The organism is Vibrio sp. YT-16 (genome assembly GCF_033337405.1).
GTDB lineage: Bacteria > Pseudomonadota > Gammaproteobacteria > Enterobacterales > Vibrionaceae > Vibrio > Vibrio alginolyticus.
Window position 1 is genome coordinate 208,354 of sequence record NZ_JAWOQQ010000001.1, and the last position, 21,038, is coordinate 229,391.

Here is a 21,038-nt window from a genome sequence, read left to right on the forward strand (position 1 = left end):
AGTCGACAAGAAAGATATAAAAGAAAAGACAACGAGAATTTTCAATGAAAAGAATGTTAATTAACGCAACTCAAAAAGAAGAGTTGCGTGTCGCTCTGGTTGATGGCCAGCGACTTTTCGATCTTGATATCGAGAGTCCAGGACATGAATCTAAAAAAGCGAATATCTACAAAGGACGTATCACACGTATCGAACCAAGCTTAGAAGCCGCATTTGTTGATTACGGCGCCGAGCGTCACGGTTTCCTCCCTCTCAAAGAAATTGCCCGCGAATATTTCCCTGAAGGTTACACCTACCAAGGTCGTCCAAGCATCAAAGAAGTGCTAACGGAAGGCCAAGAAGTTATCGTTCAAGTGGAAAAAGAAGAACGTGGAAGCAAGGGCGCTGCTCTTACTACTTTCATTTCTCTTGCTGGTAGTTACCTTGTTCTGATGCCTAACAACCCTCGTGCTGGCGGTATTTCTCGTCGAATCGAAGGTGACGAGCGTACTCAACTAAAAGCCGCATTAAGTACTTTGGAACTGCCTCAGGGCATGGGCCTAATCGTACGTACTGCTGGCGTTGGCAAGAGTGCTGAAGAACTTGAGTGGGATTTGAATGTACTACTTAACCACTGGGGTGCAATCAAAGGTGCAGCGGACTCTAACCCTGCTCCATTCTTAATCCACCAAGAAAGTAACGTTATCGTTCGTGCAATCCGTGACTATTTGCGTCGTGATATTGGCGAAATCTTAATTGATAGCAACACCATCTACGAACGTGCAAAAGAGCACATTCAATTGGTGCGCCCTGATTTCCTTAACCGCGTTAAGAAATATGAAGGCGAAGTTCCACTATTCAGCCACTACCAAATCGAAAGCCAAATTGAATCGGCTTTCCAACGTGAAGTGCGTCTGCCATCTGGCGGTTCTATTGTTATTGACCCGACTGAGGCACTAACGTCTATCGATATCAACTCTGCTCGTGCAACCAAGGGCGGTGATATTGAAGAAACAGCCCTAAACACGAACCTAGAAGCAGCCGACGAAATTGCTCGCCAGTTACGTCTACGTGACTTGGGTGGCTTAGTGGTTATCGACTTTATCGATATGACACCTGTTCGCCACCAACGAGAAGTAGAAAACCGTCTACGTGAAGCCGTTCGTCTTGATCGCGCTCGTGTACAAATCGGTCGTATTTCTCGCTTTGGTTTGTTGGAGATGTCACGTCAACGTTTAAGCCCTTCTCTAGCAGAAGCAAGCCACCACATCTGTCCTCGCTGTAGCGGTACTGGAGTCGTTCGCGACAACGAATCTCTAGCACTTTCTGTACTTCGTTTAATCGAAGAGGAAGCACTGAAAGACAATACAGCGCAAGTTCTCGCAGTTGTACCTGTGCCAATCGCTTCTTACTTGTTGAACGAAAAACGTCGTTCAGTTAACCATATCGAACGCATTCAAGAAGTGAAGATTACGGTTGTTCCAAACTCTGACATGGAAACGCCGCACTTCGAAGTTATCCGTGTTCGTGAAGGTGAAGAGTTCGATCTGATTTCTTACCTACTTCCTAAAAAACTGGAAGCAATGAAAGAAGCGGAAGGTAAAGAGCCAGCGGAAGTTGACGTAAAACCAAAACGAATTGAAGAGCCAGTTCTTAAAGGCTTTGCGGCTCCGTCTCAAACCGCACCTGCACCAGCAGCTAAACCAGCTCCTGAGGCGAAGAAGAAAGAACAAAACGTTGAACAAGAAGAGAAACCTGGATTGTTCAGCCGTCTGTTTAAAGCACTTGGTAGCTTCCTATTCGGTGGTTCTGAAGAAACAAAAGAAGAACAGAAACCTCAGGAAGAGAAAAAACCAAATCGCGATAATCGACGTAACAAACGTGATCGTAACGATCGTCGTCGCAATAACAACCAGCGCGATAATCGTGATAACCGCGACAATCGCGATAACCGACGTCGTCGTAAGCCTCGTGATGAGCAGGCTAATGAGCAAAACGAAGCTCAACAACAAACAAATAAACCGCAAAACCGTAACCAAAAGCGTAAACCTAAAGCTCAACAGGCAGATAAAGCCCAAGAGCAGAAAGCAAACGCAAAAGTAGCGGAAAAAGGTCTGCAGCTAGCAGCGGAAGCTCGTACTGAAACAAAACCAGAAGAGAGCAAACCGAAGCAGCAAAATGCGAAAGCAGAAAAAGTGAAAGAGCGCCGCCAACGTCGCAAATTGAACAAGTCTGTACGCGTTAAGGACCAAGAAGCTATTGAGAAGAAAGCCGAAGAAACAGCGGTTAAGACTCAAGAAACGGTTGAAACCAAAGTTGAGAAGCCAACAGAAGCAGCGGTAGAAGCACAACAAGACAACAAGCAAGCAGAGTCTAAGCAACGTCGTAACCGTCGTTCGCCACGTCACCTGCGTGCAAGCGGCCAGCGTCGTCGCCGTGGCCGTGATCGCCGCCCTAACCCGTTCCGCCTACGTAAGGGAGGTGTCGCTTCTCCTGAAATGGCTATGGGTAAAGTAATGCCACGTTACATTCCGAAACCAGCACCTAAGAAGGAAGAGCGAGTTAAGGAAGAAGCTGTAGCAGCAGTACCTACAATCCAAGGTGGCTTTGCGTGTCCAGAAATGGCAATGGGTAAAGTGATTATTCGTCGCGAGCAACCTGTCGTAACAGATGCGCCAGTTGTTGAACACAAGGTTCAAGAAACCGTTGAAGCGAAAGTGGAAGATCCAGTAGTAGAAGCACCTGTTGTTGAAACAGTAATCGCAGAAAAAGCTGAATCGGCAGTAGTAGAAACAGCATCGGTAGAGCCTATCGTTGAAACTCCTGTAACTGAACATGCTGAACCGGTTGATGTCATCGTAGAAACGGCACCTGCTGAAGAGCCTATCGTTGAAGCAGCAAAAGAGATTGCAGCCGAAGCGCCAGTAGATAAACCAGAGCCTAAAGTCGAAGCCATTAAAGTTGCGGCTAAGCTAAACGCTAGCGCACCGATGACGAAAGCACCTGGCCCTCAAGAGCTACGCGAAATCACGGTTGCAGCAGCACCGTTCAAAACCGAACGTTACCAAGCTAAAGGTGCTGGTAGCCAAGTGGCTAAAAACCGTGCATCGGCAGAGATGACAAAGCCTAACTTTAACTAGGCTAAATCATTACGTTCAACTGCTTAACGGCATAAATAAATTAAAGGCTACCATCTGGTAGCCTTTTTTATCTTCATATTTGCCCAATAAATTGTTCATATAAATACCAATTCGTGATCACATTTGTACGCCATTATTCGTATCATTCTTGAACTTAATCACACTTTTCGGTAGCATGCGCCGACTCAAGTTTTCGACACCATTCTGATGCTGCTCTTTTAATACTACGGTTTACACTGCAATGTTTGATTAAAAATCAACCTTCCAGTGGCTTGTGCAAATACGAATATGTGTCGGGTTTAACTCATTGCAAAGAGAACTTAAAAACAAACATGTTCGAATTTCCCCAATTTTCTAAGCACTCCGTAAAAAATGATGTGCTATCAGGCTTAACCGTTGCGCTAGCATTGGTTCCTGAAGCTGTCGCATTTGCGTTCGTCGCAGGCGTAGATCCGATGGTCGGTCTTTACGCTGCATTCATCGTTGGTCTTATTACTTCCATTTTCGGTGGTCGTCCTGGCATGATTTCTGGTGCAACAGGTGCCATGGCAGTCGTAATGGTTTCGCTTGTCGCGACTCACGGTGTCCAGTACCTATTCGCAGCCATCATGCTCGCTGGTATTCTTCAAATTGCCGCTGGTATGTTTAAATTGGGTAAGTTCATCCGTATCGTGCCTCACCCTGTGATGATTGGTTTTGTGAACGGTCTGGCTATTGTTATCTTCCTAGCTCAGTTGGGTCAGTTTAAAGCGCCAGATATCAACGGCATGCTTACTTGGCTACCACAAGACCAAATGCTACTAATGCTTGGTTTGGTTGCGCTAACTATGGCAATCATTCACTTTCTACCAAAAATCACAACGGCTGTACCCTCTTCACTTGTTGCAATCGTAACGGTGACTGCTTTAGTGGTTGGTTTGGATCTGGAAACTCGTACTGTTGTTGACTTCCTGCGTACAATGTCTGGTGATGAAGCGGCAACACTCGCAGGTTCACTGCCGACCTTCTCTATTCCGGCGGTGCCATTTACGCTAGAAACTCTACAAATCATTCTTCCATACGCGATCATTCTAGCGGCCATTGGTCTAATTGAATCTCTACTAACACTGACAGTTTTAGATGAGATGACGAATACTCGTGGTCAATCTAACCGCGAATGTATCGGTCAAGGTATGGCAAACATGACGTGTTCTGTATTTGGCGCAATGGGTGGTTGTGCGATGATTGGTCAGTCGATGATCAACGTAAACTCAGGTGGTCGCGGCCGTCTATCTGGTATCGTTGCGGCTATCGCTCTATTGATGTTTATCTTATTCGCTTCTTCGCTAATTGAAATGATCCCACTCGCTGCTCTGGTTGGTGTGATGTTCATGGTTGTCATTGGTACATTCGAATGGGCAACATTTAAGCTAGCACGCCGCGTACCGAAGCAAGACTTCTTCGTTATTGTTCTTGTGACCGTTGTTACTGTTCTTACTGACCTTGCTGTTGCCGTAGCGGTTGGTGTTATCGTTTCTGCATTAATGTTTGCATGGCAACACGCTAAGCACATCTATGCCGACACGTGCTTAAACGAGGAAGGTTCAAAAGAGTACAAGATTCACGGCCCTATTTTCTTTGGCTCTGCGGCTAACTTCCTGGAGTTGTTTAACGCGCCTGAAGATCCAAAAGATGTGATTGTCGATTTTGCAGACTCTCGCGTGACAGATCACTCTGCAATTGAAGCCATTGAAACACTGGCTGAGCGTTACAATGCTCAAGGTAAAACGCTGCACCTTCGTCACCTAAGCCCAGATTGTCGTAAACTTTTGGACAAAGCTGGCAGCTTGGTTGAAATTAACGTGAAGGAAGACCCAAGCTACAAAGTCGCAACCGACATACTAGCGGGTTAACACGAATAAAAAGGGATGAGCTGAGCTCATCCCTTTTTCTATTGTCTTCAAGCACGGTGATTATAGCTTCTTCAAAATTGCGTCTGATGCCTCTTCGATTAAATCAAGCACCAGTTCAAAGCCATCTTCCCCACCATAATATGGGTCCGGGACTTCGTCGTAAACTGACTCAGAATGACTTAAAAATAACGATACTTTGTGTCGATACTTCAACGGACAAATATCCAATAAATCGGCCAAATTTGCTTTATCTGCGGCTAATATAAGGTCAAACTTTTCAAAGTCATCAATGGTGACTTGGCGCGCTTGCATTCCTTTAAAAGAATAACCTCGCTGCTTTCCTGCTGCCATCGCTCTTGAATCCGGTCGGTTTCCTGCGTGGTAGCCAATTGTACCTGCCGAATCAACCTCTACTTCAACGCCTAGCTTTTGAGCTTTCGCTCTTAACACTGCCTCTCCAGTTGGTGACCGACAAATGTTTCCCATACAAACAACAAGTATTTTCTTCATTTTATTCCCTGAATTATCGGTGGTTTTTCTTCACGATATGTTGGTCTATCATAGCGAGATAAATCAATGAACCCAAATTAGCTTGGGCACAGCACGAAAAGGAATTGAGGAAGTATTATGTCTATCGAAGAAAATAAAGAAGCACGCCATAAAGCTCGCCAACAAAAAGTCAAAGAACAGGTAGACGCAAAAATCGCTGCTGCTCAAGAGGAAAAAGGTCTGCTACTGATCATTACCGGAAATGGTAAAGGTAAATCGACATCAGGATTCGGTACGATCGCACGCGCAGTGGGTCATGGTTTGAATTGTGCTGTCGCGCAGTTTATTAAAGGTACTTGGGACAACGGAGAGCGCAACCTACTTGAGAAACTCGGCGTTGAATTCCAAGTAATGGCAACCGGCTTTACGTGGGAAACTCAAAACAAAGCCGCTGATACCGAAGCAGCGCAAGGCGTATGGCAAGAATGTAAGCGCATGCTGCAAGACGACTCTATCGATGTCATCTTGTTTGACGAGCTAACTTATATGGTGAGCTACGGCTACATCGACTTAGACGAAGTGGTCGAAGCACTGAGCAACAGACCTAAAATGCAGTCGGTTATTATTACTGGGCGTGGCGCACATCGAACCCTGATTGAAATGGCCGATACCGTTTCTGAAGTGAAAAATGTAAAGCACGCATTTGATTCTGGCGTAAAAGCCCTCAAAGGCGTCGATTGGTAACACTCGCAGAGTAATTTAAAAAGGGTTGGCAAAATGCCAACCCTTTTGATTTTCACGCACGGTTAGTTGAAAAGATTCTTCAATAAACCATCGACCGCATCTTTGGTTTTCTCGTCTTTGATTTTGTCCGTTAGCTTCTCCACGCCACGATCGATTTCTTTTTGAGCTTTCTGCTTCAGAACATCATCGAATACGAGCTTGAATTTAGGATCTGCCCACTTACCAGACACATTGATTGGAATCGTGATGTCTTTCAGCTCATCTATATCTTTACCGCCCTGGCCTTCTAGGCTGCCTACAACTGACGTGCTGATAGTAAAGTCGACTGTTTCATTGATGTAGTTTGCGGTACCTTTACCACGAACACGTAACAATGGAGACTGAGCTTGCATATTATCCGTTGATACAACACCTTTGTTGAGTTTCAATGTCGCCGTCATCGCACTGAAGTCTGTTTTCTTAGCTACATTGGTGCCTTCAACTTTTTGCCCTTTAAATTTCGCATAGTTTTCACGAATCAACTGAGCAACGTTGATGCCATTCACCGCACCGTCAGCAAAATTGATAACAACCGTACCAGATAGATTCTTCTTGATACCGGTAGGCGTGAGACTCTTACCTGTAACATTCACATCAATGTTACCTGTCCCTTCAAGTTTGTCGTTTTCAGCAACGTCTATAAGTAGCGGTTGAACTTTCACGCCTTTGATTGACTTTTTAACACTGTAAGTCGCTGGTGATTGGCGTGCATCTAACTTCGCTGTCGCTGAGATTGAGCCTTGGTACAACTTCGAACTAAAAGATGTAAGCTCAAACACGCCACGATTTACAGTGAAGCTCGTTTTTACCGCTTCCATCTTCGCATTTGCCGCTTTGAATTTGTCGATGGTAATGTCACCCTTTACATCTAACGTTTTCAACGCAGACAAATCAGGCTCAACCTCAGGTCCGGCAGGAGCACTCTCGCCACCAGAAGCAGGCTTATTACCTTCGGCAGCTTGCTTATCTAACCCTAAGAACTCATCAAGATCGATATTGGGGCTATGGAGAGCAAAGCGTACTTTAGGAATATCACCGAGTGCCACATCAGCCTTACCATCTAAGGCGATAGCATTCGCTGTTAACTTCTCTAGAACAAAACTCAGATGGTTTTTCGTTAGGTCGAAAGACAGATCAGACACCATGTCGACTTTCATCGGGGACTGAGGTAAAGCATCACCCTCAAAAGTCGATTTAAGAGTTAACTTATCCAACTGTACTTTGCTGATAGCCTTGTCCACGCTAAGTTGACCAGCACCCTGCATATCTAACTTCATACCACCAGCGTCACCCTTAATGGCATAAGTCAGGTTATTTACTTTATCGAATTCAAACGTGTCTAAACCGATCGTTGCCGATTCAATTTTATTGGCAGGGTCAGAGTATGTCGCATCAAAGTTGATGTTCTTTAGCGCGTAGTTTGCCAAACCTTTTTCTAGCTTAAAGTCTGCCTGACCTTTCGCGGTGAACTTTTGGTCGTTCATTTCGCCCTTCACGCCAAAATCAGCCGTTGTCCAGTTGTCAAAAGCGAATTCGGAAAGGTTTAATGAAATATCATAAAGTTTGGTGTAACTACCAGCTTGCTTATCCTGCATTTCTAATGAACCGTTAGAAACCGTAACGCCAGCAAGATTAATACTCCAATCAGAACCAGAAGTTTGCGTTTCACCATTTTGCGTAGGCGCAGCATTGTTCTCTTGTTCTGCTTGTTGTGTTTGGGCTTTCGTCAATGCATCAATATTCTTGCTGCCATCTTTCTTGGTTTCAATGTAGAACTCAGCACCATCAAGCGTGACGTTTCCAATTTCAAGCTGTTGACTAAAAAGTGGCATAACAGAGATGTCTACACCAACGGTATCAACTTTGAATAAATTGGGTTTACTAAAGCCTTGTGGGTTTCGCAATTCTGTATGTCCCAACTCAAAGCCAATTGATGGGAAAAATTGCCAACTGATATCCCCTTCAATCACCAACTCTAATCCCGTTTGCTTTTGCGCTTGCTCAACAATAAGGGGTTTAAACTGATTCGGATTGACGAAGATGGTTAACGCTAAAATTGCGACCAAAATGACCACAATCGGTATTGCTAGAATTAAGAGCAGTTTCTTCATTTGTTTTTCCTTGCTCGAGTGTTTTTACAATTATAAGCGCAGACTCCATTTGCCGCTGACAGTTCCACAAAAGCGTGAAAAGTGTCTGGTTTTAACCTGCAACTGACTAATTTAAAAACAAAAAAAGAAGTGGCACTTAAGGTGCCACTTCTTCTCCTAAAAATAAAGCGATATAGCCGTCTATAGGCTTAAGCTTTCAAAAGTCTTGCAATGTGAGCTTTTAATACATCAATTGCGATACGGTTTTTACCACCGCGAGGAACAATAATGTCCGCATATTGCTTAGAAGGTTCGATAAACTGCATGAACATCGGACGTACTGTTTGTTGGTATTGCTTAAGAACAGACTCCATAGTTCGGCCTCGCTCTTCCACATCACGCTTAACACGGCGAAGCAAGCAAATATCTAACGGTGTGTCCATAAATACTGTCGCATGCATCAAATCACGAAGACGAGGGTCTGTAAGAAGAAGGATACCTTCTAGAATGATCACCTTTTTAGGTGTCATTGTGGTGGTGTTAATTGTTCTTGTGTGCTCAGTGTAGCTGTACTCAGGCACTTCTACTGCTTCACCACGTACCAATTTTTCTAGGTGCTCACACAGTAGGTCGTGGTCCAACGCACTCGGGTGATCGTAGTTCGTCTTTACTCGCTCTTCCATGCTTAGGTGGCTTTGGTCGTTGTAGTAGCAATCTTCCGTGATGACACCGATTTGATGATCGCCTACTTTCGCGCGAAGCTCATTATAAATAGTGCTCGCGATCAGACTTTTTCCAGAAGCAGAAGCGCCAGCAATACCTACGATGACGCATTGATTATTATCAGACATTAGTTTGCACCCGATGATGATTTCTAGTCACATAAAAAGATAAACTGCCTGATTATAGGGAGTTCACCCCATAGTTACTAGTTGGAATTAGGGTTTAGTCATAAGTTTCTGCCTGCTCAGAGGATTAACCTCCGAGCAAACGTTAAAATGTGCAATTATCAACCAGCAGGCATAGTAAACTTAGTTCACCATTGTAAAGCTAATCGCATCTGGTTTTGCTTTGCCTTGCCAAAACATCGTGCTACATACGCGATCGGCAAGTTGCTTATAATACCCTGCATGCTCACTTTCTGGGCGTCTTGCTACCGTTGGCACGCCAGCGTCAATATCTTCTCTCATAGAGATATGAAGCGGAATTTGTCCTAACAATGCTAAGCCAAATTCTTGCGACATTTTTTCAGCTCCGCCCATACCAAAAATATGCTCTTTCGCGCCACATTGACTACAAATGTGATAACTCATGTTTTCCACAACACCAATAACCGGGACATGGACTTTGTTAAACATTGCCGCTCCCTTCCTTGCATCGGCAAGGGCTAAATCTTGCGGCGTTGTGACTAACACGCTACCTGTTACCGGAATTTGTTGTGACAGCGTCAATTGAATATCCCCCGTACCTGGCGGCATATCAATCACCAAATAATCCAAATCTGGCCAATCTGTTTCAGTTAATAACTGCGACAACGCTTTTGAAGCCATTGGACCGCGCCATATCGCCGCTTCTGATCTATCCACCAAATAACCGATAGAATGAGTATAGATGCCGTGAGCAAAAATGGGTTCCATCCACTTGCCATCACGAACTTCTGGTTTAGCATCTTCTTGCCCCAACATCATAGGTACAGACGGACCATAGATATCTGCATCCAACAATCCCACTTTCGCCCCAGATTGAGCAATCGCCAACGCTAAGTTAACTGCGGTAGTAGATTTACCAACGCCACCTTTCGCAGAACTGACGGCAATGATGTTCTTAACACCCTTAACCGAGTTAGCCACTTGAGTTTCTAAAGCTTTAACTCCAAGGCGAATATTAAATGGGAATTCAGCCACTTTACCCGAGGCTTGCTGCTGTTTGATCCAGTCATGCAGTACGGTTTGAAGCTCATTACTTGCGAATGGCAACGTTATATCAATAGAACCCTGTGTCGTAATCGAAATTGCGCCATGAATATCTGCCCAGTTTTCCACCAACTGTGGATGTTGGAATTGGTTAAACCAGTGACAAAAATCTTGTTTTGAAGTGAACTGATGCATAAGCCCTCCTTTTAGATGTCATGCTACCACCGTCCAGGCTCAACCAGAACCCCAAAAAAACTAAGGCATTCCGCAGTTTGACACCTTGGAGTTAGTCAGTTCATGGGGTAGTATTATCCATCAAAATTTATTTATACCTATCAAGAAAAGCGAATATTAAGTATGGCAAACGATCCAAAAAACTTTCCGTCAAGGAAAATGCTGGTAACTTGTGCCCTTCCGTACGCTAACGGTTCGATCCACCTTGGTCATATGCTTGAGCATATCCAAGCGGACATTTGGGTTCGTTACCAACGCCTACGCGGCAACACTGTAAACTTCATCTGTGCTGACGATGCTCACGGCACGCCAATCATGCTTAAAGCGCAACAGATGGGTATTACTCCTGAAGAAATGATTGCCGCAGTTAGCGAAGAGCACCAAAAAGACTTCGCTGGATTTGATATCAGCTTTGATAACTACCACAGCACACACTCAGATGAGAACCGTGAGCTAGCGTCACACATTTATCTTGAGTTGAAGAAAAATGGCTTTATCTCTAGCCGCACTATCTCTCAGCTGTTCGATCCAGAAAAAGAGATGTTCTTACCGGACCGTTTCGTAAAAGGTACCTGTCCAAAATGTAAGTCTGAAGACCAGTACGGTGACAACTGTGACAACTGTGGTGAGACTTACAGCCCAACAGAACTGATCAATCCTAAATCTGCGGTTTCTGGTGCGACGCCAGTAATGAAAGATTCAGAGCACTTCTTCTTCGACCTGCCTCAGTTTGAAAGCATGCTAAAAGAGTGGACTCGCTCTGGCTCGCTACAAGCTGAAACAGCGAACAAAATGCAAGAATGGTTCGAATCTGGCTTGCAGCAATGGGATATCTCACGTGATGCACCATACTTTGGCTTCGAGATCCCTGGTGAGAAGAACAAATTCTTCTACGTATGGCTAGACGCGCCTATCGGCTACATGGGCTCTTTCAAAAACCTATGTGACAAGCGCGACGACCTAGATTTCGACGAGTACTGGAAGAAAGACAGCTCAGCAGAACTGTACCACTTCATCGGTAAAGACATCGTTTACTTCCACAGCCTATTCTGGCCAGCAATGCTAGAAGGTTCCGGCTTCCGTAAACCAAACAACGTATTCGTACACGGTTACGTAACCGTAAACGGCGCGAAAATGTCGAAGTCTAAAGGTACGTTCGTAAAAGCAAGCACTTACCTAGAGCACCTAGACCCTGAGTGTCTACGTTACTACTACGCTGCGAAGCTAAACAGCCGTATCGATGATCTAGATCTTAACCTTGAAGACTTCACTCAGCGCGTAAACGCTGACGTTGTTAACAAGATCGTTAACCTGGCATCTCGTAACGCAGGTTTCATCGCGAAACGTTTTGAAGGCAAACTGTCTGACAACTTTGCAGAGCCTGAACTTTACAACGAATTTGTTGCTGCTGCTGACCGTATCGCTGAGCTTTACGAAACGCGTGAGTTTGGTCGTGCAATCCGTGAAATCACGGCATTGGCAGACAAAGCTAACCAATACGTTGATGAAAAAGCACCGTGGGTTGTAGCAAAAGAAGAAGGCAAAGATCAGGAACTACAAGACATCTGTTCTGTCGGTATCAACCTATTCCGCGTACTGATGACTTACCTGAAACCAGTAATGCCATCGCTAGCTGCGCGTACTGAAGCGTTTCTAAACCAAGAGCTAACTTGGGAAAACATCGCTGCTCCACTAACAGGCCACGAGATCACTAAGTTCAAAGCACTGTTCAACCGTATCGATCCGAAGAATGTTGAAGCGATGATCGAAGCGTCTAAAGAAGATGCGGCGGCAGAAATGGCGGCGAAAGAGAAAGCTGAAGCGGAAAAGAACAAGGCTAGCCAAACCGAGCTAGACAAAGAGCCAATCGCTGAAGAGATTGAGTTCGATGCTTTTGCTGCAGTAGATATGCGTATCGCTCGTATCATCTCTTGTGAAGAAGTACCAAAAGCCAACAAACTGCTTAAGTTCCAATTGGACATCGGTGGTGAAACTCGTCAGGTATTCTCTGGCATCAAGTCAGCTTACAAACCTGAAGAGCTAGAAGGCAAGCTAACGGTAATGGTAGCAAACCTAAAACCTCGTAAGATGAAGTTTGGTATGTCTGAAGGTATGATCCTAGCGGCAGGCCCTGGTGGTAGCGACCTGTGGATCCTTGAGCCACACGAAGGCGCTCAACCTGGCATGCGCGTAATGTAAGTTGTAGCTTTACGATCAAATTTAAAAAGTCCTCGCCAGTTCAGCGGGGACTTTTTTGACTGAATTCACACTTTTGGGGAATTTGTGCACCAAACTTGTACAGCATCTTTCCCGTCACAAGCCTAACTCACTGTTTTAGTAGAAGTTAATTAGTGGCATCAAAACTGCAATCTTCCTTGTTAGGTCCAAACAGTAACAAGGAGTTGGTTATGTTTGTTTTGATTTCCACATTATTATCTATCGCTATTTTAGCCGGAATATATCACTTATCTTCTAAACGAGAGCAGCAACACGCGCGTAAATATCAGCTGTTAACATTATTGCGAGATGTTGTTCATCTGCTGAGACGCCATCGAGCTGCGACGCACTACTCACTTCAATTTCAACAAAATAACGAACAAGAATTAGAAGTCCTTCATAACGATCTCACCAACAAGCTTCATCTTTTAGTCGAAACCTCACGGTTTGAAAACAAACCCATGTATCGCGTATTACAGATTAAAGTAGGGAAACTACTTGAACAATGGGATGACCATAGTGTTGCAAGAAACCAGATGGAGCATGGTAAGTTGATTCGTCATTGCTTGTTCTTGATGGATGAAGTAACCATCGCATGGCTAGCGGTTGAGCAAAGAGATGACTTGCATAATGAGTATCACATGAACTGGCAAAACATTATGGATAGCTTGGAGACCCTGACTCAGTTACGAATCAGCATTCAAGATTTAGGAGAACAAGGCGGAAATGAGCGTTTCAAAAACTATGCATCGGTCATGATGCGTAAGCTAAACCAACTAGCGGTTATCGCTCCACTTAGCATTACCTCTCCTGCTTCCACGCGCTCAATACAGACGCTAAATGAATACGTGACAGGGAGTCATGTCGACTTAACAGAAGCAGAGCTTTATGGCGTCACATCGGACTTGTCATTGACCATCTTCAATACTTACGACCATGTCCTTTCAGATGTCGTAGAGTCATTATATCTACCGTTACCCAGACTCTCGCTAGCAGGATAAACGTTCCATACCTTATTATTGGTGCTAGGTCCGTCGCCGACTTATAAATAAAAACAAAAAAACCGCAGGCCTAAGGCACTGCGGTTTTCATTTATTCAACTTGTCAGCGCTTAGCTGTCGTCTTCCGTGAAGTTCGTTGGTAATTGCTTTTTCATTTCGTTCCAGATCAACGCACTTTCCATACCATAATGACGAATCACTACTGGTAGTTGCTCACGCTGGCCACTTTCACAAGTTTCGAGCAATTGATGGTAAAACTTCAGAGCTAGCTCACGAGAAGCTGGATTTGAGAAGTAGTAGCTACCGACACGATCGTAGAGCTTCTTCAAACCATTAAAGATCAAACCGTAAATTTGATTTCCTGAATGGAATGCTAGGCGCTGGAAAAGCATATAATCGTAAAAGTTGAACGTTTTAGCAATCAAGATTTCTTGACGCTTCGCTTCATCTTTCTCGTTATCTTCTTTCACATTCTGCAGAACTTTTTCAGCATACGGCGAAGAAGCGATGAATTCGTCCCAGGAAGCCGCATTCATTAAAGCTTCACAAGATTCGATTACGTTCTTAATTGTACGCTCAGAGCTCTCTTTGTTCGCTTTAAATGCATAGCGCATAAAGATAGGACTGATGTTAGTACGTGCCGCAAGCAGATCTTCTACAATGTTTGTCGCATTATCAACGTCTAGCGTCATTAAAGTATCCAAAATATGCAGACCAGAGGTCTCCATAAATTGGTTAACTTTCGTAGGTTTGCCGTGCTGGATAGTCAGCCAGCCATCACGGGCTAGTCGTTGAAGAACCTCTCTTAAAGTCGTTCGAGTAACACCAATCAGTTCGGACAGCTCGCGCTCAGCAGGTAAAATTGAGCCTGGAGGAAAACGGCCGTTCCAAATGCTCTCGATAATATATTTTTCTGCGAATCCCGCAGGGCTTTTCGCCTTTATGACCATTCTACTTTTTATCCAATATTGATTTCTGAGGGTCGATAGTACTCATCATACCACTACTTAGCGGTTTGAGAAAATTTACGATCAATAGTGGAAACGACTCCATAACATAGAGTTAATACTCTATATGTTGTGTCAATTTAAGAGGCTCTAACATGCGAGCGAAAGCAGTAAAATATGAATTTTCATTTAATTAAACAGCTCACAAATCTCGGAGAAATAAAGACAACCGTGTCACATTTTTATATTCAAAATATGAAAAATTACTTTGTATATCACAGTTAATATTCTTTCTTAATTTGCCTTTTCTCGTCACTGGCCGTCATTTAAAATCCAAGAGGATTTTTTTAAGACTTTCATGGTATAGTAACGCCGTTTTGATCGCGTTATTACATTTAAAAAGTCATTTTAGTCGGTAGCATCACGTTTTGTTATTGACTAATAAATGCCTGAGTGTAGAGTTTGCGGTCGAAAGTGAGCGGTGCTTGAGTTCAGGGGAAGTAACTTGGCAAGACTACAATAAACAAAGGATTGTTGTTTTACTAAGTTATTGTTTTTAAAGACTAGTTAATAAGTCTAACAAACAGATACTTAAGCACTATTGTAGTGTCTATTCATAATTTTGTTATAAAGAGAATTATCATGCCGATATCGCTCGGAAACGCTTTTATCAAGAACTTCCTTGGTAAAGCGCCTGATTGGTACAAAGTTGCCATTATAGCCTTCTTAATAATTAACCCGATTGTATTCTTCCTAATAAACCCATTTGTAGCTGGATGGTTGTTGGTCGCTGAATTTATTTTCACGCTAGCAATGGCATTAAAATGCTACCCATTACAACCTGGCGGTTTACTTGCTATTGAAGCCATTGCTATCGGCATGACTAGCCCTGCGCAAGTTAAGCACGAATTAGTAGCAAATATCGAAGTACTGCTACTTCTGGTATTTATGGTTGCGGGCATCTACTTCATGAAGCAGCTATTGCTGTTCATTTTTACCAAAATTTTACTTGGCATTCGCTCTAAAACCCTACTATCACTCGCGTTCTGCTTTGCTGCGGCATTTTTGTCTGCATTTTTGGATGCCTTGACGGTTATCGCCGTTGTTATCAGCGTGGCGATCGGCTTTTACTCTATCTATCACAAAGTGGCGTCTGGTAACCCTATCGGTGACCATGACCATACACAAGATGACACGATCACTGAACTAACGCGTGATGACCTAGAAAACTATCGTGCCTTTTTGCGCTCTTTGTTGATGCATGCTGGCGTAGGTACTGCCTTAGGTGGCGTAACCACGATGGTTGGTGAACCTCAAAACTTAATTATTGCAGACCAAGCGGGTTGGTTATTTGGTGAATTCCTAATCCGTATGTCTCCAGTGACACTCCCTGTATTTTTCTGTGGTCTCATCACTTGTGCTTTAGTTGAAAAGCTTAAAGTGTTTGGCTACGGCGCGAAGCTTCCTAACAACGTTCGTCAGATCCTCGTCGATTTTGACCGTGAAGAGCGTAAAACGCGAACAAATCAAGATGTCGCAAAACTCTGGGTTCAAGGTCTTATTGCGGTTTGGTTGATCGTTGCACTCGCTTTGCACTTAGCGGCTGTCGGCTTAATTGGCCTTTCTGTGATCATTTTAGCGACCGCATTTACTGGTGTCATTGAAGAGCACTCCATGGGGAAAGCGTTTGAAGAGGCCCTGCCCTTCACTGCACTGCTTGCAGTATTTTTCTCGATCGTTGCTGTAATCATTGACCAAGAGCTGTTTAAACCAGTCATCGATGCGGTGCTTGCCGTTGAAGATAAAGGTACTCAGCTAGCTCTGTTCTATGTGGCGAATGGCTTATTATCTATGGTGTCGGATAACGTGTTCGTTGGTACGGTTTACATCAATGAAGTAAAAACTGCACTCATTGAGGGTCTCATTACTCGTGATCAGTTCGACTTACTGGCGGTGGCAATCAATACTGGTACTAACCTGCCTTCTGTTGCAACGCCAAACGGTCAAGCGGCATTCCTATTCTTACTCACATCGGCTCTCGCTCCATTAATTCGTCTGTCTTACGGTCGAATGGTTATCATGGCGCTGCCTTACACCGTCGTTCTTGCGATTGTCGGTCTGATGGGAATCATGTTCTTCCTAGAGCCTGCAACAGCTTCTTTCTACGAAGCTGGTTGGATTTTACCTCATAGTGGTGATCTGACTCCCGTAGTATCCGGTGGTCACTAAAATTTGAGTTGATTAGGAAACTTATCCACGATAAAAAGCTCTGAGTATTCAGAGCTTTTTCTATTTCAGACAGGAACAAAAACGTGACTATTTTAAATTCACTTAACCAGTTTTCAAAGGGACGTTTATCGTGGCTACTGCTTCTGCTATTCGTCGTTTTCTTTGAAGCATGTGCCCTCTATTTTCAGCACGTCATGATGCTTGCACCATGTGTCATGTGTATTTATGAAAGAGTCGCGATGATGGGAGTGGGCGTCGCTGCAATGGTTGGTATATTTGCACCCAAGAACCCAATTTTCCGCTGGCTAGGTTTGATAGGCTGGGGATTAAGTGCTTACAAGGGTTTGTTACTTGCGATGCAGCACGTTGACTACCAGTTTAATCCATCACCATTCGCGACTTGCGATTTATTCGTCACATTCCCTAGCTGGGCTCAGCTCAATCAGTGGGTTCCTTGGATGTTTGAAGCATATGGTGATTGCTCTAAGGTTGTATGGCAGTTCCTTGATTTATCAATGCCACAATGGTTAGTCGTAATTTTTGCAGGCAATTTAATCGCTTTGGCATTAATTGTAATTGCACAATTCTTCCCTGCAAAACGCGTTAATCCAATTCGTTAATCCTACTGACGCGTAAAAATTAACAAAAAGCCGACCATCTGGTCGGCTTTTTGTTAAGTGGATAGCGCGGCGATTCGACTTAGCCGCGTGATTGACCACAGCACTGCTTGAATTTTTTTCCGCTCTCACAAGGACAGGGATCATTGCGCCCGATACCTTTGAATGGGTTTAGGCTTTGAGCTTTATTGCCTACCATCAACTCATCCGCGCCCAGCGCGACTTCACCGACCATTAAATCAAGCTGGTCGACTAAATCTGTCAGGGCCGGTGGCGTTTCAATACCTGCGTCACGCATCTGTTGCTGCGTTGCTGGCTCATCGATCGCCAGCATCAAAGTGGTCAGTAATGCTTGCAGCATACGCTGTAATCCATCATTGAGCTCAACGTCTTGCCACTGTTCTTCAATCATTGGCCAAACAGACATAAAGCCTTCGGCAAAATCAGCAAGTTGTTCAGGTTCTTTGCCTGTTAGCTCTAGCACGGAATATTCGTTTCGTTGAATTCGGTTATGCTGCTTGTGAATTTGCTCTTCCACAGCTGGTTGAATCGCTTTGAATCCCTCACCTAATAGCGGCTCTAACCACTTTTCAGGAGCGAGTGGTTTTGTCGTCAGATTCGCAGCTAACACTGCGCCTTCGATAAATAGGCAAGATTCATCGACGTGAACTTCACCTTTTTCAATCAATGTGTATTGCATGACATCTGGTTTCCCATAAATTTGGCGGCATTATACCTCAGAGCTCAAAAGCACGTAACCTAACGTTGTGTGTTTGACTGCATTGGGCGCTTCGACTCTTTTAATGACAAACTTAACTTACATCGCTACAATCGCCCTCCTTTTTACCACCAAACTGTATTAGGCAAGCTATGCAAGTTGTACTAGGCCCAATGGAAGGCGTTTTAGATCATTTGATGCGCCAAATCCTGACCGAGATAAACGACTATGACCTGTGTGTTACGGAGTTTGTTCGCGTAATCGACCAGCTATTACCCGATCATGTGTTTCACCGTTTATGCCCAGAGCTGTTGCAAGGTTCTCAGACTGCATCTGGTGTGCCAGTACATGTGCAATTGTTGGGACAAGAACCGAACTGGATGGCTGAGAACGCAATTAAAGCGGCAAACCTTGGCGCCAGAGGTATTGATATAAACTTTGGTTGCCCAGCCAAAATGGTCAACAAAAGTAAAGGTGGAGCAGCGCTACTCCAACATCCAGAGCTCATTCACCGTGTGGTTAAAGCTTGTCGAGAAGCCGTTCCAGAAGCCATTCCCGTAACTGCAAAAATTCGTCTTGGCTGGGAGAACCCTGAAGATTGCTTTGAAATTGTCGATGCCATTCAGTCTGCTGGCGCAAATGAACTGACCGTACACGCACGTACTAAACAAGGTGGTTATAAAGCTTCTGAGATAAAATGGGATTACATCAACCAAATTCGTGAACGTTTTGATATCCCACTGATTGCGAATGGCGAAATTTGGAATTATGAAGACGGTCAACGTTGCATTGAAACGACTGGCGTTAGCTCTTTGATGGTGTGCCGAGGCGCTTTCAATATCCCTAACTTAGGCAATATGGTAAAACATAACCACCAGCCAATGTCATGGCCCGAGGTGGTTGAGTTGCTCATCTATTACTCCAAGTTTGAGATGAAAGGCGATAAAGGCTTGTATTACCCAAACCGCGTAAAACAATGGTTCTCTTACTTACGTCAGGCTTATCCTGAAGCAAAAGACCTATTTAGAGAAATCAGAACGTTCAACAAAGCCGCACCAATTGTTGAGCATATTCAACGCTACCGCGATGACTTAAACTCTCAGGTTGCATAATTCCCGAACACAAAAAGGACGAATATCTCGTCCTTTTTTGTACCTAAATCCTAGTAACAGATCTTATTTTTGCCGGTACTTTTGGCTTGATATAACTTTTCATCCGCCGCTTTAAACAATTCATCAAAGTTTTCTACTCGGCTCTCTTTACTAAACACCACACCGCCAGAGATCGTAAAGCCTTCTTTCGTTACGCGTATCGAGCGCTCATCTATGGCCTTTTTTACTCTGTCTAAAATGAGTTTAATGCCCTCTGAATCTTCGTCATAAATCGCTAAAACGAACTCTTCGCCACCAAACCTTGAGGCAACATCGGTATGGCGAATATTTTCACGTATACATTTTGCAACAAGCTGAATTGCAGAATCACCGACATCATGACCATAGGTGTCGTTGATCTTCTTGAAGTTATCAATATCGAACACTGCTAAAGCAACCTGTTTTTTTGTCATCTTATTACGCCACACGGTTTGCATACCTCGACGATTCAATAAGCTGGTCATTGGGTCTCTTGCTGCCAGTTCTTTAAAGTAGCGTCGCTCGCTATGCATATTCACATAGAACAAGACGACGGTACTCAACACGTAAATAAATAGTGCGACAATAAGGCTGTATTTTTCAAAAACCGCTAGGTTCTTAGCTTCATCCCAAAGGTTGTACTCGTAGTACATGCTGTGATTCGCACTCAATCGCTCTAATTCGACTGGTTTGATTCGTGTACTGTTTGAAGGAATGGATTGTAAATTGGAAACCAAATGAAACTGACCTACAAGACCTAGCGACGAAGCCATAAGCGTATTGATGTCAAAATCAATAGACAAAACCCCTTGGTGTTCTCCTTTCTCATAGACGGGTACCGTCATACTAATGACTTGACCTTCCATCGAGTCCAACACAGGCCCTGGTCCAGCCAAGGTAATGTTCACTTTATCTTGCGCGGTTTTTTGCCAAAAAGGTCGGGCTTTTAGCGTTGACAAAAGCTCTCTAGTGAAATTTTTTGCGTAGGTATCGGGTGAGGAGATAACGTAACCGCGCTTGTCAATGTAATGGATTCCAACAATGTGCGATTCAATATCGTGCAGAAATGACAATGACGGCGCAAAACCCGCCTTTTGTTCAGCTAACTGGTTAATCGTTGAACCTTGCTGACATAAGCTTTCGTCCCCTACGATCATATAATCAAGGTCAACCGCAGGTAACCCTTCACTATAAACACTTTCGAGTAATAACACATCTATAGGCCAAAGATAACAAAGCCCTTCTTTGACTAAAGAATTATGTTCTTCAAACAGTGGGTTAGCGTAATTGGTATAGTTGGTGAAGCTGTAATCTAAAGCCGTGAGTACTTTAATACCGCGAGACATTGCACGCTCGATACGCGAATACTCAGAATCGATATAGCGGTTAACCGCATCATAGTAATTTTTCGTTGTCACGAGTAAAACCACTACAAATAACGCCAGAGGAAAAAAGATGACAAATGAGAGGCTAAATCGCCTTTGGTTTACCATTGAGTACCATGCATATGAAAGGTCAATAGTCTCTTATGACTGCTATTAAATTGATACTCGTTATCTGGTGACGCATGCAATGCAGCACCAGATAACAAGAGACCAAACAAATGTGTGCGCGCTGTTTGAGACCGTTTATATATTAAAGGAGTTTAATCAATATAGA

General features: G+C 44.0%; 15 protein-coding genes. 8 read left to right on the forward strand and 7 right to left on the reverse strand.

Going from position 1 to position 21,038, the window contains the following annotated elements; genetic code table 11:
* Positions 1 to 44 precede the first annotated feature (44 nt).
* Positions 45 to 3,119, forward strand: a complete 3,075-nt coding sequence (gene rne, locus R7F07_RS00925) for a ribonuclease E (RefSeq protein WP_171342883.1) — start codon at positions 45 to 47, stop codon at positions 3,117 to 3,119.
* 332 nt (positions 3,120 to 3,451) lie between these two features.
* Positions 3,452 to 5,011 carry a SulP family inorganic anion transporter gene (locus R7F07_RS00930; protein WP_005380840.1) on the forward strand — a complete coding sequence of 520 codons (1,560 nt, stop codon included), beginning with the start codon at positions 3,452 to 3,454 and terminating at the stop codon, positions 5,009 to 5,011.
* Between the two features lie 60 nt (positions 5,012 to 5,071).
* Here the strand turns inward: R7F07_RS00930 and R7F07_RS00935 are convergent, their stop codons facing one another.
* On the reverse strand, positions 5,072 to 5,521 hold the full coding sequence (locus tag R7F07_RS00935; protein ID WP_053304232.1) for a low molecular weight protein-tyrosine-phosphatase: 450 nt from the start codon (positions 5,519 to 5,521) through the stop codon (positions 5,072 to 5,074).
* A 117-nt stretch (positions 5,522 to 5,638) separates the two neighbouring features.
* Between R7F07_RS00935 and cobO the strand changes: the two genes are divergently transcribed.
* A complete protein-coding gene (gene cobO, locus R7F07_RS00940; RefSeq protein WP_171342882.1) occupies positions 5,639 to 6,244 on the forward strand; it encodes a cob(I)yrinic acid a,c-diamide adenosyltransferase in 606 nt (201 codons plus the stop codon).
* 62 nt (positions 6,245 to 6,306) lie between these two features.
* Here the strand turns inward: cobO and R7F07_RS00945 are convergent, their stop codons facing one another.
* The 3 genes from R7F07_RS00945 to apbC form a co-directional block, all read right to left on the reverse strand.
* Positions 6,307 to 8,394, reverse strand: a complete 2,088-nt coding sequence (locus tag R7F07_RS00945; RefSeq protein ID WP_017633849.1) for an AsmA family protein — start codon at positions 8,392 to 8,394, stop codon at positions 6,307 to 6,309.
* 188 nt (positions 8,395 to 8,582) lie between these two features.
* Positions 8,583 to 9,224 carry a uridine kinase gene (udk, locus tag R7F07_RS00950; protein WP_005380833.1) on the reverse strand — a complete coding sequence of 214 codons (642 nt, stop codon included), beginning with the start codon at positions 9,222 to 9,224 and terminating at the stop codon, positions 8,583 to 8,585.
* A 180-nt stretch (positions 9,225 to 9,404) separates the two neighbouring features.
* On the reverse strand, positions 9,405 to 10,481 hold the full coding sequence (gene apbC, locus R7F07_RS00955) for an iron-sulfur cluster carrier protein ApbC (RefSeq protein ID WP_017633850.1): 1,077 nt from the start codon (positions 10,479 to 10,481) through the stop codon (positions 9,405 to 9,407).
* A gap of 162 nt (positions 10,482 to 10,643) precedes the next feature.
* Between apbC and metG the strand changes: the two genes are divergently transcribed.
* Entirely contained in the window at positions 10,644 to 12,719 is a 2,076-nt protein-coding gene (metG, locus tag R7F07_RS00960) for a methionine--tRNA ligase (protein ID WP_005387290.1), read from the forward strand.
* A gap of 209 nt (positions 12,720 to 12,928) precedes the next feature.
* A complete protein-coding gene (locus tag R7F07_RS00965) occupies positions 12,929 to 13,738 on the forward strand; it encodes a hypothetical protein (RefSeq protein ID WP_025767216.1) in 810 nt (269 codons plus the stop codon).
* Positions 13,739 to 13,848: 110 nt separating this feature from the next.
* Here R7F07_RS00965 and fadR read toward each other — a convergent pair whose 3' ends face one another.
* Positions 13,849 to 14,688 carry a fatty acid metabolism transcriptional regulator FadR gene (gene fadR, locus R7F07_RS00970; RefSeq protein ID WP_005380824.1) on the reverse strand — a complete coding sequence of 280 codons (840 nt, stop codon included), beginning with the start codon at positions 14,686 to 14,688 and terminating at the stop codon, positions 13,849 to 13,851.
* 639 nt (positions 14,689 to 15,327) lie between these two features.
* Here fadR and nhaB point away from each other — a divergent pair.
* Positions 15,328 to 16,914, forward strand: coding sequence for a Na(+)/H(+) antiporter NhaB (gene nhaB / locus R7F07_RS00975; RefSeq protein ID WP_005380822.1), 1,587 nt, complete (start codon positions 15,328 to 15,330; stop codon positions 16,912 to 16,914).
* A gap of 83 nt (positions 16,915 to 16,997) precedes the next feature.
* The gene (dsbB, locus tag R7F07_RS00980) at positions 16,998 to 17,534 is read left to right on the forward strand and encodes a disulfide bond formation protein DsbB (RefSeq protein ID WP_171342881.1); all 537 of its coding nucleotides are present in this window, start codon (positions 16,998 to 17,000) and stop codon (positions 17,532 to 17,534) included.
* 79 nt (positions 17,535 to 17,613) lie between these two features.
* On the opposite strand, the gene R7F07_RS00985 is transcribed toward dsbB, so the two are convergent.
* The gene (locus R7F07_RS00985) at positions 17,614 to 18,231 is read right to left on the reverse strand and encodes a YecA family protein (RefSeq protein WP_005380818.1); all 618 of its coding nucleotides are present in this window, start codon (positions 18,229 to 18,231) and stop codon (positions 17,614 to 17,616) included.
* Positions 18,232 to 18,401: 170 nt separating this feature from the next.
* Here R7F07_RS00985 and dusC point away from each other — a divergent pair, with 170 nt between their 5' ends.
* Complete coding sequence (gene dusC, locus R7F07_RS00990; RefSeq protein WP_047103443.1) at positions 18,402 to 19,361, forward strand: tRNA dihydrouridine(16) synthase DusC; 960 nt, start codon at positions 18,402 to 18,404, stop codon at positions 19,359 to 19,361.
* Between the two features lie 50 nt (positions 19,362 to 19,411).
* Here dusC and R7F07_RS00995 read toward each other — a convergent pair whose 3' ends face one another.
* Positions 19,412 to 20,872, reverse strand: a complete 1,461-nt coding sequence (locus R7F07_RS00995; RefSeq protein ID WP_005387278.1) for a sensor domain-containing diguanylate cyclase — start codon at positions 20,870 to 20,872, stop codon at positions 19,412 to 19,414.
* Positions 20,873 to 21,038: the final 166 nt, after the last annotated feature.

Coding starts and splice junctions, on each gene's coding strand:
- R7F07_RS00935 (WP_053304232.1), bottom strand. CDS start 5,521: ATGAAGAAAATACTTGTTGTTTGTATGGGAAACATTTGTCGGTCACCA.
- R7F07_RS00965 (WP_025767216.1), top strand. CDS start 12,929: ATGTTTGTTTTGATTTCCACATTATTATCTATCGCTATTTTAGCCGGA.
- R7F07_RS00985 (WP_005380818.1), bottom strand. CDS start 18,231: ATGCAATACACATTGATTGAAAAAGGTGAAGTTCACGTCGATGAATCT.
- nhaB (WP_005380822.1), top strand. CDS start 15,328: ATGCCGATATCGCTCGGAAACGCTTTTATCAAGAACTTCCTTGGTAAA.
- R7F07_RS00995 (WP_005387278.1), bottom strand. CDS start 20,872: ATGGTAAACCAAAGGCGATTTAGCCTCTCATTTGTCATCTTTTTTCCT.
- cobO (WP_171342882.1), top strand. CDS start 5,639: ATGTCTATCGAAGAAAATAAAGAAGCACGCCATAAAGCTCGCCAACAA.
- metG (WP_005387290.1), top strand. CDS start 10,644: ATGGCAAACGATCCAAAAAACTTTCCGTCAAGGAAAATGCTGGTAACT.
- R7F07_RS00930 (WP_005380840.1), top strand. CDS start 3,452: ATGTTCGAATTTCCCCAATTTTCTAAGCACTCCGTAAAAAATGATGTG.
- apbC (WP_017633850.1), bottom strand. CDS start 10,481: ATGCATCAGTTCACTTCAAAACAAGATTTTTGTCACTGGTTTAACCAA.
- dusC (WP_047103443.1), top strand. CDS start 18,402: ATGCAAGTTGTACTAGGCCCAATGGAAGGCGTTTTAGATCATTTGATG.
- R7F07_RS00945 (WP_017633849.1), bottom strand. CDS start 8,394: ATGAAGAAACTGCTCTTAATTCTAGCAATACCGATTGTGGTCATTTTG.
- rne (WP_171342883.1), top strand. CDS start 45: ATGAAAAGAATGTTAATTAACGCAACTCAAAAAGAAGAGTTGCGTGTC.
- udk (WP_005380833.1), bottom strand. CDS start 9,224: ATGTCTGATAATAATCAATGCGTCATCGTAGGTATTGCTGGCGCTTCT.
- fadR (WP_005380824.1), bottom strand. CDS start 14,688: ATGGTCATAAAGGCGAAAAGCCCTGCGGGATTCGCAGAAAAATATATT.